Source organism: Chryseobacterium sp. Mn2064 (genome assembly GCF_049319685.1).
In the GTDB taxonomy this organism is placed as follows: Bacteria; Bacteroidota; Bacteroidia; order Flavobacteriales; family Weeksellaceae; genus Chryseobacterium.
Map to the genome: position 1 here is coordinate 460,107 of NZ_JBMOUE010000002.1, position 16,893 is coordinate 476,999.

13 protein-coding genes are annotated in these 16,893 nt (G+C 36.3%); 2 read left to right on the top strand and 11 right to left on the bottom strand.

Annotated elements, in window-relative coordinates; all coding sequences use genetic code 11:
- Nucleotides 1–9 precede the first annotated feature (9 nt).
- From purB to ACL9RH_RS09275, 10 genes are all read right to left on the bottom strand, one after another.
- Entirely contained in the window at nucleotides 10–1,437 is a 1,428-nt protein-coding gene (purB, locus tag ACL9RH_RS09230; protein ID WP_422693072.1) for an adenylosuccinate lyase, read from the bottom strand.
- Nucleotides 1,438–1,807: 370 nt separating this feature from the next.
- Entirely contained in the window at nucleotides 1,808–1,948 is a 141-nt protein-coding gene (locus ACL9RH_RS09235) for a bacteriocin-like protein (RefSeq protein ID WP_422693073.1), read from the bottom strand.
- A gap of 185 nt (nucleotides 1,949–2,133) precedes the next feature.
- The gene (locus tag ACL9RH_RS09240) at nucleotides 2,134–3,105 is read right to left on the bottom strand and encodes a S41 family peptidase (RefSeq protein ID WP_422693074.1); all 972 of its coding nucleotides are present in this window, start codon (nucleotides 3,103–3,105) and stop codon (nucleotides 2,134–2,136) included.
- Between the two features lie 237 nt (nucleotides 3,106–3,342).
- Nucleotides 3,343–3,753 (bottom strand): hypothetical protein, encoded by a 411-nt coding sequence (locus tag ACL9RH_RS09245; protein WP_422693075.1) that lies wholly within the window; start codon nucleotides 3,751–3,753, stop codon nucleotides 3,343–3,345.
- Nucleotides 3,754–3,874: 121 nt separating this feature from the next.
- The gene (locus ACL9RH_RS09250) at nucleotides 3,875–4,273 is read right to left on the bottom strand and encodes a hypothetical protein (protein WP_422693076.1); all 399 of its coding nucleotides are present in this window, start codon (nucleotides 4,271–4,273) and stop codon (nucleotides 3,875–3,877) included.
- Nucleotides 4,274–4,364: 91 nt separating this feature from the next.
- Complete coding sequence (gene bglX, locus ACL9RH_RS09255; RefSeq protein ID WP_422693077.1) at nucleotides 4,365–6,692, bottom strand: beta-glucosidase BglX; 2,328 nt, start codon at nucleotides 6,690–6,692, stop codon at nucleotides 4,365–4,367.
- Between the two features lie 93 nt (nucleotides 6,693–6,785).
- Nucleotides 6,786–7,487, bottom strand: coding sequence for a prolyl oligopeptidase family serine peptidase (locus ACL9RH_RS09260; protein WP_422693078.1), 702 nt, complete (start codon nucleotides 7,485–7,487; stop codon nucleotides 6,786–6,788).
- Nucleotides 7,488–7,525: 38 nt separating this feature from the next.
- On the bottom strand, nucleotides 7,526–8,917 hold the full coding sequence (locus ACL9RH_RS09265) for a glucoamylase family protein (protein ID WP_422693079.1): 1,392 nt from the start codon (nucleotides 8,915–8,917) through the stop codon (nucleotides 7,526–7,528).
- Nucleotides 8,918–8,990: 73 nt separating this feature from the next.
- Entirely contained in the window at nucleotides 8,991–10,409 is a 1,419-nt protein-coding gene (locus ACL9RH_RS09270; RefSeq protein ID WP_422693080.1) for a RagB/SusD family nutrient uptake outer membrane protein, read from the bottom strand.
- A 10-nt stretch (nucleotides 10,410–10,419) separates the two neighbouring features.
- Nucleotides 10,420–13,236: a SusC/RagA family TonB-linked outer membrane protein gene (locus ACL9RH_RS09275; protein WP_422693081.1), complete on the bottom strand. Its 2,817-nt coding sequence runs from the start codon at nucleotides 13,234–13,236 to the stop codon at nucleotides 10,420–10,422.
- A 365-nt stretch (nucleotides 13,237–13,601) separates the two neighbouring features.
- On the opposite strand from ACL9RH_RS09275, the gene ACL9RH_RS09280 reads away from it, so the two are divergent.
- Nucleotides 13,602–14,273, top strand: a complete 672-nt coding sequence (locus tag ACL9RH_RS09280) for a DUF4197 family protein (RefSeq protein WP_422693082.1) — start codon at nucleotides 13,602–13,604, stop codon at nucleotides 14,271–14,273.
- Nucleotides 14,274–14,313: 40 nt separating this feature from the next.
- Nucleotides 14,314–14,619, top strand: coding sequence for a DUF493 family protein (locus ACL9RH_RS09285; RefSeq protein WP_422693083.1), 306 nt, complete (start codon nucleotides 14,314–14,316; stop codon nucleotides 14,617–14,619).
- Nucleotides 14,620–14,776: 157 nt separating this feature from the next.
- Here ACL9RH_RS09285 and ACL9RH_RS09290 read toward each other — a convergent pair whose 3' ends face one another.
- Nucleotides 14,777–16,804: a M43 family zinc metalloprotease gene (locus ACL9RH_RS09290; RefSeq protein ID WP_422693084.1), complete on the bottom strand. Its 2,028-nt coding sequence runs from the start codon at nucleotides 16,802–16,804 to the stop codon at nucleotides 14,777–14,779.
- Nucleotides 16,805–16,893: the final 89 nt, after the last annotated feature.

The window sequence follows — 16,893 nt, forward strand, 5'->3', positions numbered from 1 at the left end:
CATATCATTTTATACTTTAAGATCGGCTTCCAATCCTATTAAATCTTTATTTTGGTCTATAATCGGCTGTACTTCATTCTTGACGAATTCTTCTGTCTGAATGGGTGCAAAACCTATAAAGTTTTTAGGATCCAGCACTTCTTTTAATTTGGATTTGTCTAATTTCAGAGAATCGTCATTTAGGATTCTTTCAATAAGATCATTTTCTTTACCTTCTTCTTTCACCTTTTTGGAAGCTTCCATAGAATGTACTCTGATCACTTCGTGAATTTCCTGACGGTCACCACCTGCTTTTACTTCTTCCATGATGATGTATTCTGTCGCCATGAAAGGAAGCTCTTCCATAATATGTTTGTTGATTCTGTTTGGATATACCACAATTCCATTCATGATGTTATTCCAAATCAATAGAATGGCATCAACTGCTAAAAACGCCTGAGGAATTGTTAATCTCTTGTTGGCAGAATCATCCAGTGTTCTTTCAAACCATTGTGTAGAAGCTACCATTGCAGAACTGGTTGTCAAAGACATCACATATTTTGCCAATGCTCCAATTCTTTCGCTTCTCATTGGGTTACGCTTGTAAGCCATTGCTGATGAACCGATCTGGTTTTTCTCGAAAGGCTCTTCAATTTCTTTAAGATTTTGAAGTAAACGTAAATCGTTGGTGAATTTGTGTGCAGACTGAGCGATATTTCCTAATAAGGCAACTACTTTCGCATCAATTTTTCTGTCATAAGTCTGTCCTGACACTCCAAATACTTTATCGAAACCGAATCTTTTTGAAAGTTCTTTATCTAAGTGTTTTACTTTGGAATAATCTCCATTGAAAAGTTCAAGGAAACTTGCAGCAGTTCCTGTAGTTCCTTTTACACCTCTGAAACGTAGGGTTTCAAGGAAGAAATCCAATTCTTCGATGTCCAGAACCAAACTTTGTAACCAAAGTGTTGCTCTTTTCCCAACAGTCGTCAACTGAGCCGGCTGGAAGTGAGTGAATCCTAACGTTGGAAGATCTTTATACTGAATAGCAAAATCTGCTAAGTTTTTCATTACGTTCACCAACTTTTTCTTTAGAATTAAAAGTCCGTCACGGATCTGAATTAAGTCTGTATTGTCTCCTACAAAAGCTGAAGTAGCTCCCAGGTGGATAATTCCTTTTGCTGAAGGTGCCACATCCCCATAAGCGTGAACGTGAGCCATTACATCATGACGGAATTTCTTTTCGTACTCTGCTGCTTTATCATAATCGATGTTTTCAGCATTAGCTTTTAACTCAGCAATCTGCTCGTCTGTAATTTCAAGTCCAAGGTCTTTTTCGATTTCAGCAAGAGCTATCCAAAGTTTTCTCCAGTTCTGGAATTTGTTATTGTGTGAGAAATTAAATAGCATTTCTTCACTGGAGTAGCGCTCTTCCAATGGATTTTTGTAGGAATTCATTCGTTCTTTTACTTTTTAGATGTACAAAAATACGATTTTTCAGTGAGAGTTGAAAATCCTGCTTTGATGATTTTCAACCTGCTTTTATTGAGTTGTATAGATTCAAACGTATGCTTTTGTCTTGAAACAAAAGTTCAAGACGGGAATCATCCTCTAACAATTTGAATATACTTCTATAATTTCTAAACTCACCCGGACCGCTTCTTCTCCGGTTTTACATTTCATCCATGTTCAGAGAGTGGAATTTTTTAACGGATTAGATTTAAATTTTCTTAACGCTCATGATTCCTAAGTCGATTCATGGAGAGTATATAGAATAGGCTATCCCATTTCTGAGACAGCCTGTTTTACATTATTTTCATGAATCAGATTATTCAATCAGTCCGCATGGTGATCCTACAGGAATACATTTCTTTTCAAACGAACACCAGAAATATCCTGCCAAACACATTGGAATTCCTCCCTGGACTGTTTTCAATTCTTTTTTTGAAAGTTTTTTTAGATTTTCCATACTGCTATTTTTTGATTTTTTCCTACTCTGTATGCTTTTCGGATTCGGCTTTAATTTGGTAGCAGTAAGATACATAATTTTTTATTAATAAATCACAAAGCACTCATTTTAAATGATTTAATTTTTTAAAAAACACCAATAGTGTTTTTTCCATGGTTAATGGAATTCTCTTTCATTTAGAATTATTATTGACCTAAGCTCTTATGTATGTCATTCATATAATCACTTAAATAGCTTCCTTTAACAATGATATCCGGTGTCATTCCTTTTCCTATTTCACGATATTCTTCATGTTTTCTATTGATTAGGGTTCCTGTCGTCAGTTTTAAAATGGCTCCATCCGACAGTCTGAATTCCGAATTATCAGAAGTCAGTCCCTGAGTATTGATACCGACTACTTTTACATTTTTCTGCCCTATCAGTGCGGCTGTAACAAATTCCCCGGAACTGGCTGTTTTCTTGCTAACCAGTACAAAAATGGGCAGACTTTTATTTTTAAGTTCAATTTGTTTTATCTCTATTGTGGCAATTATCGTATTATCAAAAAAGATATTCTTATCTTTATATTTATAGTAACTTATTTTACCGTTGTTATCTTTAGATCCCGCCACATTTTGCTGATCAAGGAAAGGCTGTATGGCTTTAAACATTGGCGAAAACATTCCACCATCATTATCTCTAAGATCAATAATCCATGCTTTAAGTTTTTTAGCATCAAGAAGTTTTATCTTTTTGTAAAAATCACTTACATAGAGATTCCAGTCATCTTGATTGAGATTGCCAATAGCAGGAAGGGTAATATATCCCAGATTTCCATTGATAAGACTATCGTGAGGAAATGGAAATTTAAGACCGGATTCCTCATATGTTTTCATGTAAGCCTCAACCATTTCCGGCGGATAGAACCCTGAATGGTGATCTTCCAGAGATTTCAGGCTGTTGATAATAGCAGGATAGGTTTCCTTGATCGTTTTTTTATCTTTTATTGCATTCATCCCCTCGGCAGTAAGGGCATCCCAGTTAATTTTTCCTTTGTTGACCGAATGTTGCTTCATAAGTAAGATGGCATCCGTCATGTATTTTTTTGGATTATCCTGAGCGTTAATATGCTGGTTACAAAGCAAAAAGCAGATTATTATAGTATATAAAAGTTTCATGTTTTTAATGCCGGACTTTATTGTAAAGGTTAAGACACAAATCTATCTATTTATTTGCATAATTAATCATTTGAATTGCAGTCGATACATAAGTTTTTTGTATTTGTAAAAAATTTAAAACTCAGCTGCTTTTGTTTTTAAAAGTAGAAAATGAATTTATATTCTTTAATTATCTAGCTTAAATATACTAAGAAGCCACTCTTCCGAATGGCTTCTTATTTTTTTGGGGAAAAGGTTTTATTGATAGATTACATCATCATTTTTTTTGATTTGAAATCCTTTTTTGTAAGGAGCTAAAACATAGCTGTCTTTAATGTGAGTTCCACTTTTCCAGAGTTTTTCTTTTCCCTCTTTTTCAAGGATAATACTTTTTGCAGCTCCATCCGGAATAAATACTTCAGCTTTTGTCATGTTTTTATTGAAAATCACGGCGGTCGTTGAAGAATAGCTTTGGTCTGAATTTACTGCTTTCAGCTTTATTTTCTGACTAAACGTTTTTATACAATCGTTTTTCAACTGTGAGTAAGTGTATCCCGCAGAACCGATACAACCATGAACATCTCTGTCTCCTCCTACGATAGGAGCTTTTTTTTGTGCAAAAAGTAAGGAACAAAGGAATACTGTACTGAATAAAATTGTTTTTTTCATATTTAATTTTTTTGATGGTGATTGGTCAACGATATTCCTAAAAGAATATTCGTAAATTTCTTCATAAGTTACAAAAAAAACCACTCTTACGAATGGTTTTTTTATTTTTCGATATCTGTTATTATCTGTAGATCACAACATTATCTTTTTTAAGCTGGTAACCGTTTTTTTTGTACGGAACCAATATATACTCTCCATTTTTCCAGGCTTTGGCTTTTCCTCCTGCTCTGGTAAGGATAATACTTTCAGCTCCAGCATCTTTAACGAAAACCTCAGCTTTATTCTTGTCTTTACTAAAAATAACCGCTGCTATTGAAGTTGAACTGCCTTTTGGAACCACTTCAGTCAGCTTTATTTTTTGTTCAAACGTTCTTACGCAGTCTTTTTTAATTTGCGAATACGTATATCCTGCCGAACCAATACATCCATGTGCATCTTTATCGCCACCTACTACAGGTGTTTTTTGTGCAAAAACTAAAGATCCAAGGAACAATGTACTAAGTAAAACTGTTTTTTTCATGTCGTTTGTATATAATAATTACCGAAGTATTATTAAAAATTATGCCAAAAAAAACATAAAACTCCAAAACAGTGAATAATTTTCTATTCCCTTACTTCGTCCAATTGATCTTTGAATGTTGTACATTATCTGAGCTTGTTCCTATCATGATATCGAAATCACCTGATTCCCAATCGTATTTCAAGTCACCATTGTAGAATTTCAGATTTTCCGGACTGATATCGAAGGTTACTTTCTTAGATTCTCCTTTCTTCAAAAATACTTTCTGGAAGCCCTTCAGCTCTTTAACCGGCCTTGTGATACTTCCCACCCAATCTCTGATGTACAGCTGAACGACTTCAGCACCATCATAATTTCCTGAATTCGTAACCGTAACAGATGCCTGGATGGTTTGATTACCTTTTGGATTCGTATTGGAAACTGCAATATCAGAATAGTTGAACTTTGTATAACTTAATCCGTATCCGAAAGCATATAATGGTGTATTACATTCATCCATATAGTTTGAACGGAATCTCTGATATTCACATTTATCAGTCAGCTCCTGACTCAATGGACGTCCTGTATTTTTAGCATTATAATAAATTGGAACCTGTCCAAGGCTTCTTGGGAAAGTCATTGGAAGCTTCCCAGATGGATTTACTTTTCCGAATAGAACATCTGCAATGGCATTACCAGCTTCAGATCCTGCAAACCATGCATTAAGAATAGCATCTGGTGTATCTTTTACATTGGTTAAAGCTAACGGACGGCCTGTAAAAAGAACCATCGCAATTGGTTTTCCGGTTTTCTTCAATTCGTTCAATAGATCAATCTGTGATTGAGGAATGGTAATTTCTGTTCTTGAAGAAGATTCTCCACTCATTTCTGCAGATTCTCCGATAGCAAGTACGATAACATCTGCTTTATTGGCTACTTCTACAGCTTCTTTTAATAATTCTTCTTTTGAGCGGTTGTCTCTGTCTGTTTTCTTTCCGTGGGCAGCATAAATTTCCTCAAGCTTAGCATTATAGTCAATATTAGCTCCTTTGGCAGAAAGGAATTTTACGTCTTTTCCGTAGTTGGCCTGTAATCCCTGCATCAAATTGACAGAAATAGCGTGTTTAGTTGCTACACTCCACGTTCCGGCCATATTCATAGAGTTATTCACCAATGGACCAATCACAGCAACTGTTCCTGATTTTTTTAAAGGTAAAACCTGGTTTTCATTTTTCAATAAAACCATCGATTGAGCGGCGGCATTTCTTGCGATGTTTCGGTTTTCAAGGTTGTATACTTCTTTTGCTGCCAGTTTTGCATCTCCATGTTTGTATGGATTATCAAATAAGCCTAAATCATATTTTGCCTCAAGAATTCTTCTCGTTGCAGTATCAATTTCTGACTGGGTAACTTTTCCTTCTGAAAGAGACTTTTTAAGGGTAGTTAAAAATCCTTCCCCTACCATATCCATATCAACTCCAGCTTTTAGGGCCAAAGCAGAAACCTGCTGAAGATCTCCCATTCCGTGGTCAACCATTTCGTTGATCCCCGTATAATCGGTTACTACAAATCCTTTGAATTTCCACAGATTTCTCAATACCTCAGTCTGAAGCCATCTGTTTCCTGTCGCAGGAACTCCGTCCACTTCATTGAAAGAAGCCATCACTGAAGCTACACCAGCATCTACCGCTGCTTTATAAGGCGGAAAATATTCATTGAACATTCTCACATGACTCATATCCACCGTGTTATAGTCTCTTCCTGCTTCACCAGCTCCGTATAATGCGAAATGCTTTACACAAGCTAATATATTGGTCCCATTAGCAAGGTCTTTTCCCTGATAACCGTATACCATATTTTTAGAAATTTCACTTCCTAAATATGGATCTTCACCAGAACCTTCGGATACTCTCCCCCATCTTGGTTCGCGGGAAATATCTACCATTGGAGAGAAGGTCCAGTTGATACCGTCTGAAGCGGCTTCTCTGGCGGCTACTCTGGCAGACTGCTGGATAATATTCATATCCCATGAAGCGGCTAGCCCTAATGGAATAGGGAAAGTTGTTTCATATCCGTGAATGACATCCATTCCAAAAATCATTGGAATTTTTAAGCGGCTTTTTTCAACAGCGACTTTCTGGACGGCTTTAATTTTGTCTGCTCCTTTTATATTGAACAGTCCTCCAACAAGTCCCTGTTCTACTTTCTTTCCGATATCTGAACTTTGAGCCATTCCGGTGGTAAAGTCTCCGGAAGTTGGAAGATTCAGCTGGCCAATTTTCTCGTCCAGTGTCATTTTAGATAAAAGATTATCTACAAAAGCTTTCTTTTTTGCCTGATATTGAGCGGTCTGATAAGCCTGTACGGGTTTATCCACCATTTCCTGGGCAGAAAATACCGGCGAAAGTGCTAAAGTTGCAAGTACAATTAACTTTTTCATAAATCTATCTTCTTAAATTATTGTTTTATATTTTAATTCAAAGTGGTTTTTCTTTATCATTCTGTGTTTTATCAACTATTTTTATTTCTTTCCTTATTTCTTTTTGGATAGCATCCATTCATACAGTTGTGGGTTTGAATAGGCAGAATCCCAGGAATTGTGATTATCATTTGGGAAAATAGTTAGTTCTGCATTAGGATTTACCAGATGAAGCTTCTGATAAAATTTAAAAGCATTTTCTGGCAATACAATATCATCCATTCCACCGTGGTATATTTTCATATTCAAATTTTTATATTGTTGAATATTGGCAGTCATTACCTGATCTGTAGGCGCGCAAACAGAAACAACGGCAGCAAACATTTCCGGATGCTCCATTGCTAATTTTAACGTTCCCCAACCTCCCATAGAAAGCCCGGTAAGATAAATTCTGGAGGCATCAATTTTATATTTTTTCTGAATTTCTTTGATCAGATTATAAACCGTAACGGTATCCCACCACATATTTTCCGGACACTGAGGTGCAAGAATAGCTACCGGTTCCTTGATCAGTTCCTTGTATGTAAAAGGGCTGTGTGCTTTTACCATTTCCAGATTGTTTCCCCTTTCTCCTGAGCCGTGGATAAAAACTATCAATGGAACATTTCCTTTTACTTTTTGCGGATAATCCAAAATATAGGACATTTTTTCGGTCCTTTTAATTTCTTTATTCAATTCTGCCTTTATTTCCTGCGCATTCACCTGTAATGAAAATGGTAGGAGTAAAAGCGGAAGGTGTTTTAATTTTAATTTCATATTGATTTCGGTTTTGCCTAAAGTCTTTGGATGTGATGTTATTTTATTCCATATTTTGTGGATTGGAAGCTTAGTTTCTTCAATCCCTGCTGAATTTCCGGAGCATTCATAAAGAGCTTCCAAAGAAATCCGGTTCTGTAATTTTCGATCATAGGTGCAATTGTTCCCTGATCTATTGCCAAATATCTTGGAGTAAACCAATTGTTATAATTGATTGATGTAGCATCATAAGGACCTGCAGAACCAATAAATTCAGGTTTTTGAGTGTAAATAAACCTCAAAAAATCCATAGATTCTTTTGGTGTATATGGGAAACTGCTCAACGCAGCTGTAGGAGTAATGACTCCGTTATCATTGCTTGGCATATGGGCTGTGTAACCTGTAGTTCCGTCTTCGTTTCTTGTGTACCCTGCCGTTAGTCCCCAATAGTCAGAACCATATCCTTTCCATTGTTTGGGATTTTCTACGCAGTATTTGTAGTCGATGAGGGTTTGATTTTTATTGACATCAAAATAATTTTTCACCAATTTATCAGATAATCCTGTAGGATCGAGCCCGATGTATGAATACTGAGCCCAGAATAATGGCCCACCATATTCTTCAGCATAGTTATGTTTTACGTATAAAGGCAAACCATATTTTGTTTTGTCTGAAAGAATATTCCCGTTTCTTGACCAGCCTTTATAATACGCTTCTGCATCAATTGAATAAGTAGGTGAAGATGCTGCTAAAATATAGGTAATCAGGCATTCGTTGTATCCTTCAAGAGGGAAATTCATTTGCCATTGATAATCGGGAGACCAGTGCCAGTAAAGAACTTTTTCACCTCCTTTGGTATACCAGTTCCATTGGATTCCTTTCCAAAGTTCATCACATTTTGCGGCCAGTGCTTTTTCTTCTTTGTTTCCGTTCTTAAAATATTCACGAACCATCAAAATTCCTGAAGTAAGGAATGCAGTTTCTACAAGGTCACCCCCGTTGTCTTTTTTACCAAAAGGAACTGTTTTTCCGGTTTCTCCGTTTATCCAATGCGACCAAGCGCCTTTATGACGATCAGCTTTTGCCAGGAAATCCATGATATGAGAAAGTCTTTCTACTGCAGTTTTTCTTGGAACAAAGCCTCTTTCTACCCCTACAAGAATGGTTGCCAATCCAAACCCTGAACCTCCTGTTGTGATCACATGTTTATCATGATCCGGATAAATATCATCTTCATGGTAGCGTTCTCTTCCCAGCATAGAATTAGGCTCAGCATAGTCCCAGAAATATTTGAGGGCATCTTTCTGAGCTCTGTCCATCAGTTGTTCGTCTGTAATATTGCTTTTTACAGCTTCAATTTTCCCAACCTTTTGTTGAGCTCCTGAAGTATTTTTACAGGAATAGGTAAATAATAAAGAGGTGATAGCAATTGATAATATAGTCCTTTTCATGAGATCTCTTTTTAAGGGGTTCTAAAAGAAGAGGAGAACTTTCATTCTCCTCTTAAAGTTTGTAATTAAATTTTTAATATCCAGGATTCTGTGTAAACAATCCTAAACTTGCATTCATAGCATCCAATGGAATCGGGAATAATTCATTCTTCCCTGCTTTGAAACCATACGGAGCAAGTACTGTACTCGCCTGCCCTGTTCTTACAAGGTCAACAAAACGATCTCCTTCCATAGCAAGCTCTACTCTACGCTCATGCCAGATTGCGGTTCTAAGCGAAGCTTGTGTTGAAGCGGTAGTACCTCCCAGCTTAGCTCTGCTTCTCACTCTGTTAAGATTAGCAGCTGCCGTTGCCGTATTTCCTAACTCGTTGGCAGCTTCGGCATTAATTAAAAGAATCTCAGCAAATCTTAAAATTCTGATATTTTGTCTTGAACCGTAAGAGCAAGCACTATTGTTCAACGCTTTAGGAACATATACTTTTTGGTTGAATGTCGTTACAGAGTTTGGATCTCCCATCGCAATAAGATCTCCTTCCGGAGTAATTTCCCCGTTTCTAAGAATGGTAAGCTCTTTTCTTATATCACCAGACTCAAACGCATTTTCCAATGCCTGAGAAGGGGTAAAGAATCCCCATCCAAATTGGTTTCTTACCCCCTGTACTTCAGCATACTGACTTCCCCCGAATTGAGTTGAACATTCACAGTTCACTTCAAATACAGATTCTTTTCCAAACTCTCCAGCGATTCTGAATAAGTGATTGAAATCAGGATCTAAATCATAGCCCATAGACATCACCTGATTGGAAGTATCGTAAGCTTTCTGCCAATCTTTTTTATAAAGGTATACTTTCGAAAGCAATCCTAATGCAGCTCCCTTTGTAACTCTTCCCAGATCAGCTGCAGCATAGGTCTGAGGAAGAATTTGTGCTGCACTGGTAAGATCTGAAATAATAAAGTTATATACTTCTTCCGCAGAGTTTCTAGGAACGGTATAACTAGAAGGAATCCCGTCAAAGATTGGAACACCACCATAGATTCTCAGTAAGTTAAAATAAAAATAGGCTCTAAGCATTTTTGCTTCAGCAATCAATCTTGTTTTTAAAGTGGCATCCATATCAATTTTCGGAACATTGGTAATCACCTGATTACATCTGTTCACCGCCTGCCATTGTCCGATCCAATATCCTCTAACTCCATCATCGCTTACGGTATAGGTAAACTGATCATATGCATTGATGAAGGATGCATCACCTGGGTTAGATCCTTTCACAACATCATCTGCAGGAACTCCAAATACAAACTGATAAGGAAAAGCTGAATTTTCCCAGCTTCTTAAAAAAAGGTAAATGGCATTAGTAGCCTGCATCGCATCATCCTGTGTCTTAAAGAAAGATTCTGCTTCTGTTACTCCTTCCTGTTTTATATCCAAATACTCGTCTTTGCAACTAATCACTAATGAAAACAAAGCGACGGATAAAAATATTTTTTTCATGTTCTTTTAATTAAAATGTTAAGTTCATACCGATTGTATAAATGGCTGAAATTGGATAAATATTATTATCAACTCCCATTTGTACTCTGTCTGTATTCATGATCTCCGGAGAGAATCCGTGGTATTTAAAGCTTGTCCAAGGGTTCTGAGCACTTAGATACAGTCTAAATTTAGTAAGCAATAATGATTTTGCAAAGTCTTTAGGTAAGTTATATCCTACCGTAATATTTCTGATTCTGAAATAGCTTCCATCTTCTACAAAGAAACTACTTGGAACAATAATAGACTGGTTGTTGGTTGTCATTGGATAGGCATTGGAAGTTCCCGCACCATGCCATCTGTTATTGTAGAAATCAAGATCCCAGTTTTCATTTCCATAACGTTGTTCACGGTTATAGTTATAAATTTTATTGCCAAATACTCCCTGGAAGTCTACAGCAATATCGAAATCATAAACATTTAAATTAACTCCAAAGCCATAGGTTCCTTTTGGAATCGGGCTTCCTAAGAATGTCTTATCTCTGGTGTCAATAATTCCGTTTCCATCATTATCAGCAAATTTAAGCCATCCTGCTTTTGCTCCGGTTTGACCAGAAGCAGCTGCTTCAGCATCAGTTTGGAATACTCCTGTTACCTGATATCCATAATATGCTCCTACAGGCTGTCCGTTTTCTAATCTTACAATAGAGTTTCCAAATAAACTAGCTCCCGTTTCCAGGTATGAACCTTGATATACCGATGTAATTTTATTTTTAAGAGTGGTAAGGTTACCATATACTCCTAATCTTACTTTATCAGAAATTTTTGTATCATAATTTACCGAAACCTCAAAACCTCTGTTATTAAATGAATACGCATTTGTAATAAAGTTTTTCCAGTTACTTGCCCCCGAAACGGTTCCTTGGGTAACACCATATACTACATCCTTAGTATCTTTATCAAAATAAGTCGCATCAATTTTCAACTTATTATTAAATAGTCCCATCTCTAAGCCGATATCTCTACCCGTTGTAGTTTCCCAACCGATATTAGGATCAATAACCTGATCAATCGTCTGCGCAGGAGCTCCTGAGTTTCCGAAATAAGGACCATCTTTAAAGATCGTTGTTGAAAGTGTATATGCTCTTGTTACATCAGGATTTCCTAATTTACCCCAGCTTGCTCTTAATTTCAAAAGACTAAATAAATTCTGGTTGCTCATAAAGTCTTCTTTAGACACAACCCAACCCGCACTTACTGCAGGAAATACTCTATGCCTGTCTCCAGTAGAATATTTTGAAGTACCATCTCTACGTACTGACCCATTCACCAGGTATTTGCCTTTATAATCATAATTAACTCTGGCAAACATAGATTCTATCCTATCCTGATAAGGTACCACATCATAATCTTTCACATTATCTGTAATTCTAACAATATCAGTCCCATTATAAATATTTAATGAGGAATTGTCTCCGTTATAATATACATTAAGTGCTTGTAAATATGTCTGCGCATAGGAATTTCTGGTTCTTGAAAAACCTGCCAGTATTTCAAGATTATGATCTCCAAATGATTTCTTCCAGCTTAGTGTGTTATCCCAAATATAATTTCGGTTTCTTGAATTTCTAGTAATTAACTTATTCGGTTTCTGGTCAGAAACAGGAACATAGTCAAATGTAGGAGTATATTCGTATAAGCTCGTATTATAATTGTCTGTTGTGTAACTTACTCTTAAAGTAAAGTCCTGCAAAAATTTATACTCTGCCCAAACATTATTCAACAACCTGTCCTGTCTGTTCTGAGAACGGAATAAATCCAATACGGCTCTTGGGTTAGGAATAGAATATCCGTTAAAGAACTGATAACCTCCTGTTCCAGGATTCATTACAGAAAAGATCGGCGGAGCATTGTAGGCATTCAATAAAGGATTGTTTGCGAGATCAGTACGCATTTTAGAAAATGTGAAGTTGTTTCCAATCGTCAGGTTATCCGTAATTTTATAACTAAGATTTAACTTGGTATTAAGTCTGTTAAAACCAGATCCTGAGTTAACTCCTTGTCCTGCCGCAATATTCCCTTCATCCTGAAGGTATCCTATACTTCCGTAATAATTAAGTTTACCAATACTTCCCGAAGCTGAGAAATCGTTTGCATTAATGATGCTTGTTCTAAAAATTTCTTTGAACCAGTCAGTATCTGCAGGAAAATTAGCTCTTGCAAGTGCTCCTGTAAGATTTCCGTTATCATTCATCAGCTTTTCGTTATAAAGCTCAATGTATTGATCAGAATTAGTCATTTTTGGAACATTGGTAACCTTTTTAATTCCCAGATAAGAATTGAAATTGAATATTGGTTTCCCTCTTCCTGTTTTTGTTTTAATAATAACCGCTCCATTGGCAGCTCTTGCACCAAAGATTGCTAAACTGGAAGGATCTTTCAGCACACTCATAGATTCAATATCCTGAGGTCCAAGGAAAGAAATATCATCCGTAATCATTCCATCAACAATAAACACTGTTTTACCGGTAAGAGAACCTACTCCTCTGATGTCTACTCTCGGGGAACTTCCTGGTGTACCGGAATTCAAAACCTGTACTCCAGATAGTTTTCCTTGTATTGAACTTATTGGGTTAGCGTTCGGTTTATCAGCAAGATCTTTTGCTGAAACCATTCCGATACTTCCCGTTACATTTTCTTTTTTCTGAGATCCATATCCAATCAAAACCACTTCCTCGATCTTCTGCTCTTTGGCAGTAGTATCTTTTGGAGCAGTCTGAGCATTGACATTCATACCGAAGTATAGCACGGCAATGAGACATGAATACTTTAGTTCACGTTGTTTCATATAGTTTCAATTTATTCAAATAATCAATTTGTACTATGTCTTAATAAGTGGAGTTATTCCAAAATCTCAAAAAAAGACATTAGCCAAAAATATAAAAAATATCGCATCATGTTAAAATATCTTAAAAATTTAACACAAATTAATTTTTACTGAATAAAAAGTGAAAAAGAATCAAATTTTATGAATTTTTATTCAAAATTTACGTGATCAACTTAATATTTCACTAATAACAAAACATTAAATTTTACCCAAATTTTGACCAAATTGCTACGTTACAATTAATATTTTGTTAAATAAAGAATAGTATTTACCTTTGGTGCAGTTTTTGGAAAAAAGCATTACGAAAAACATCAATAAAAAGATCAATGAAAAAATATATCATTGCAGCCGCCTTTATCATCGGAACCGGCGCAGTTATTACCACTACAGTACAATCCTGCACCACCCTTGCAACAAGTGATATGGGACTTTCCATTATTAAAAGAATGCTCCTTAATGGTATTGATAAAGGAATGGGAGTTTATGGCAATAAAGAGGCATTTCTACAGAACAATATGGTAGATAAAGCTCTTCCCAAAGAACTTCGAGACATCAACTCTATGCTTGAAAAAATTGCACCGTCATTGGTGGCTAAAGAGAGAGATTATATTGCTCAGGCGGCAGCTTACACGGTAACGACCTCTAAACCGATTTTAGAAGGGGCCGTTAATAGTCTGAATGCTCAGGATGTCACCAGAATTATCCAGGGAACAACTGCCACACAGATTCTCAAAGAAAAAACCTCTCAACAGCTTGTAGCTGCTATCGCTCCTAAAGTGGATGAAAAACTGAATGAATACGGAATCGTAAAAACAATCAATACTGCATTAGCTGGAAACAATTTTCTGGGGAATCTTTTAGGAGGAAACAAGAATACCGTAAATTCAGGTGGATTAAGCCAACTTGCCTCTGAACAGCTTGTCAATGGCTTGTTCAATATCATTGAAGATTACGAGCACCAGAATTCCAAATCGCTACTGGGGCCATTTGGAAAATAGGAATTTTTTCGCTATATTTATATTATATTAACGATTGCAGATGGATATATTACAAGGAAATCAACACGCAAGCCCTGAAGATTTTTATAAGTCTTTAAAGGATAAACTGGAAGGTCATCATGATTTTCCTGAGGATTATTTATTTAAATTTATTGTTCCTACAGACCAATCAAAACTCACTGAAATTTACAAAGTTTTTGACGGTATTAAATTCACATTAGGGAACCGAGAAAGCAAAAATGGAAAATATACAGCCTGCAACATTAATGCATTTGTATTGGATGCAGATCAGGTTGTGAATATTTATAAAGAAGTAGCAAAAGTAGAAGGCGTAATTCTGCTGTAAAAACAAAAAGCCGTTTCATTATATGAAGCGGTTTTTTATTGCTCTTATTTTCCCAAACTTCCTTCTTTATCTTTTTAAATTTTCATCAGTTAATAAAAAAATCCGCCCCATTACAGAGACGGATCATCTATTTCAAAAATTGATGTATTCTGTATTATTACTTCTTAACAAATTTAATACTTTCTGATGTTTTCGCATTATGTATTGTAATCACATAAACTCCTTTTACAAGATCTGCTACACGAATCTGATTATCATTAATCTTTCCTTTTTTCACAATCTGTCCTACTGCATTATGAATTTCAAATTGAGATTCTCCTGAAAGCCCCATAACATTAAGAACATCATTAACCGGATTAGGATAAATACCCAATTTATTGTTCTTATTAACTTCGATAGTTCCTAATGATTCCCTTGTCGTAAATGTTTTTGTTTCATAAACAAATTCATTCTCTAAATGAAATATAGTCTGCCCAGTACTTGCAGCAAGATCTACATATCCATTTTCCAGTCCATCGCCAAAGTCATCAGATATGGTAAATACGTAACAATCCTCAGGTAAAGTCCATACTTGCGTAATAAGAGCCGGAGTAGGCTGCCCAGCTTGAGTATTGCTATACATTCCTTCTTTTACGATTTGTCCAGAACTGTTTTTCAAGTTCCATCTGGTTTCTTTACCATACTTATCCCTCTGCAGCTTAAAGGTAACAGTAGTTGTTGAAAAATATTCAGGCGCTACAGGCTTTACATAATTACCACTGGTAGAATTATTTGTACTCCTTTGATCTGCTCCTCCATTGACAGATGCTATAGAGAAGGAAACAGGAGAAGATGCTACAGAGCTACTCACAGGGATATTAATTACCTCCGATTTATCTTGAGTAAGGCTACCCGTCCAATTATAAGTTTGAGCTGCTCCTCCATTTATTGAATATGAAATAACAGCTGATGTCAAATTGCTTGTACCTCTGTTGGTGATAAGCAAGCGAAGTACGCCTTCTCCACAATTAACGATTCCTATTGAGCAGCCTCCGTCAAATTTTATCTCAGCATCATTCGCAAACAAAGGAATAGGTAAATCAGCATTGGACGCCTTAAGCTCCATTCTTCTTGGAGAATTATCCATCACTGTTCTTATCCTGGTTTTCTGATCATTGGTGTAAATATTCATACAGGTATCGTTTGTATAATCCATATAATTCTGTACCATTTCAAAAACCGCGGGATCATCACAACTTGGAATAGCAGCATTACAAACATAGTTATCCTCATGTGCTGTTGGAGTATCTGCACAATAGTCATTACCACACACAGCATCTCCCCAGATATGCCTAAGCCCCAGGAAATGTCCTACCTCATGGGTCATTGTTCTTCCTCTGTCATAGCCTGCCTGCATTAAAAATGTACCGTCATTATAATCCATACTTCCAAAAGTAGAATATCCTGCAACTACCCCATCTGTAGTTGCAAGCCCTCCATTGGCATCAAGACCTTGAAGACCTGAGCCAGACGGAAACTGAGCAAATCCCAACAATCCATTATCAGCAAAGTCTACACTCCACATATTCATATATTTTGTAGGATCCCAAATTGTACTGGTTTTTACCACATCATCGATAAAATTTGGATATCCACCTTCAGGAGACCCATTTGCCCAATAGTCTTTGCAAAGATTTACTCTATCGATCCCATTAGTTGGATTTCCGTTAGGATCTACCTTTGCCAGTACAAACTGTATTTCAGTATCCGCACCTACTGGATTAGTATTATATCCCGGAGTGTTAATCTTTCTTCTAAAATCCTCAGTCATTACGGTAATCTGAGACATTACCTGAGCATCTGTAATATTAGGAGCCGTTCCCACATTCTGACCGCTATGAATAACATGAACTACGACTGGAATTGTAATAACAGTTCCGTCCTGTGATCTATTAGCATTGGCCTTTTCACTCAAAGGGGAAAGCCATTTCTCAAACTGCTCTGTTGTAAACCTTTCAGGAAATTTTCTTTGTAGATGAGCTTCATATTCAACGGTTCCACATTTTTCAACTCCATTAGGATCTAACTTTTGCTCTGTAAGCCGTTTTGGAGATTTTCCTCCTTCTCTAATCTGTGCATTTGAAAACCCTATTCCCATAAAGAATAAAGCCGCCAAAGAAGACTTCAAAATAATAGAATTCGTCATTGTTGTATTTTTTTGTATTTTAGCAAACATACAAAAAATACCACCAAAAACAGGGTGAAACATAACGAAATACAGAATAAAATAAAAAT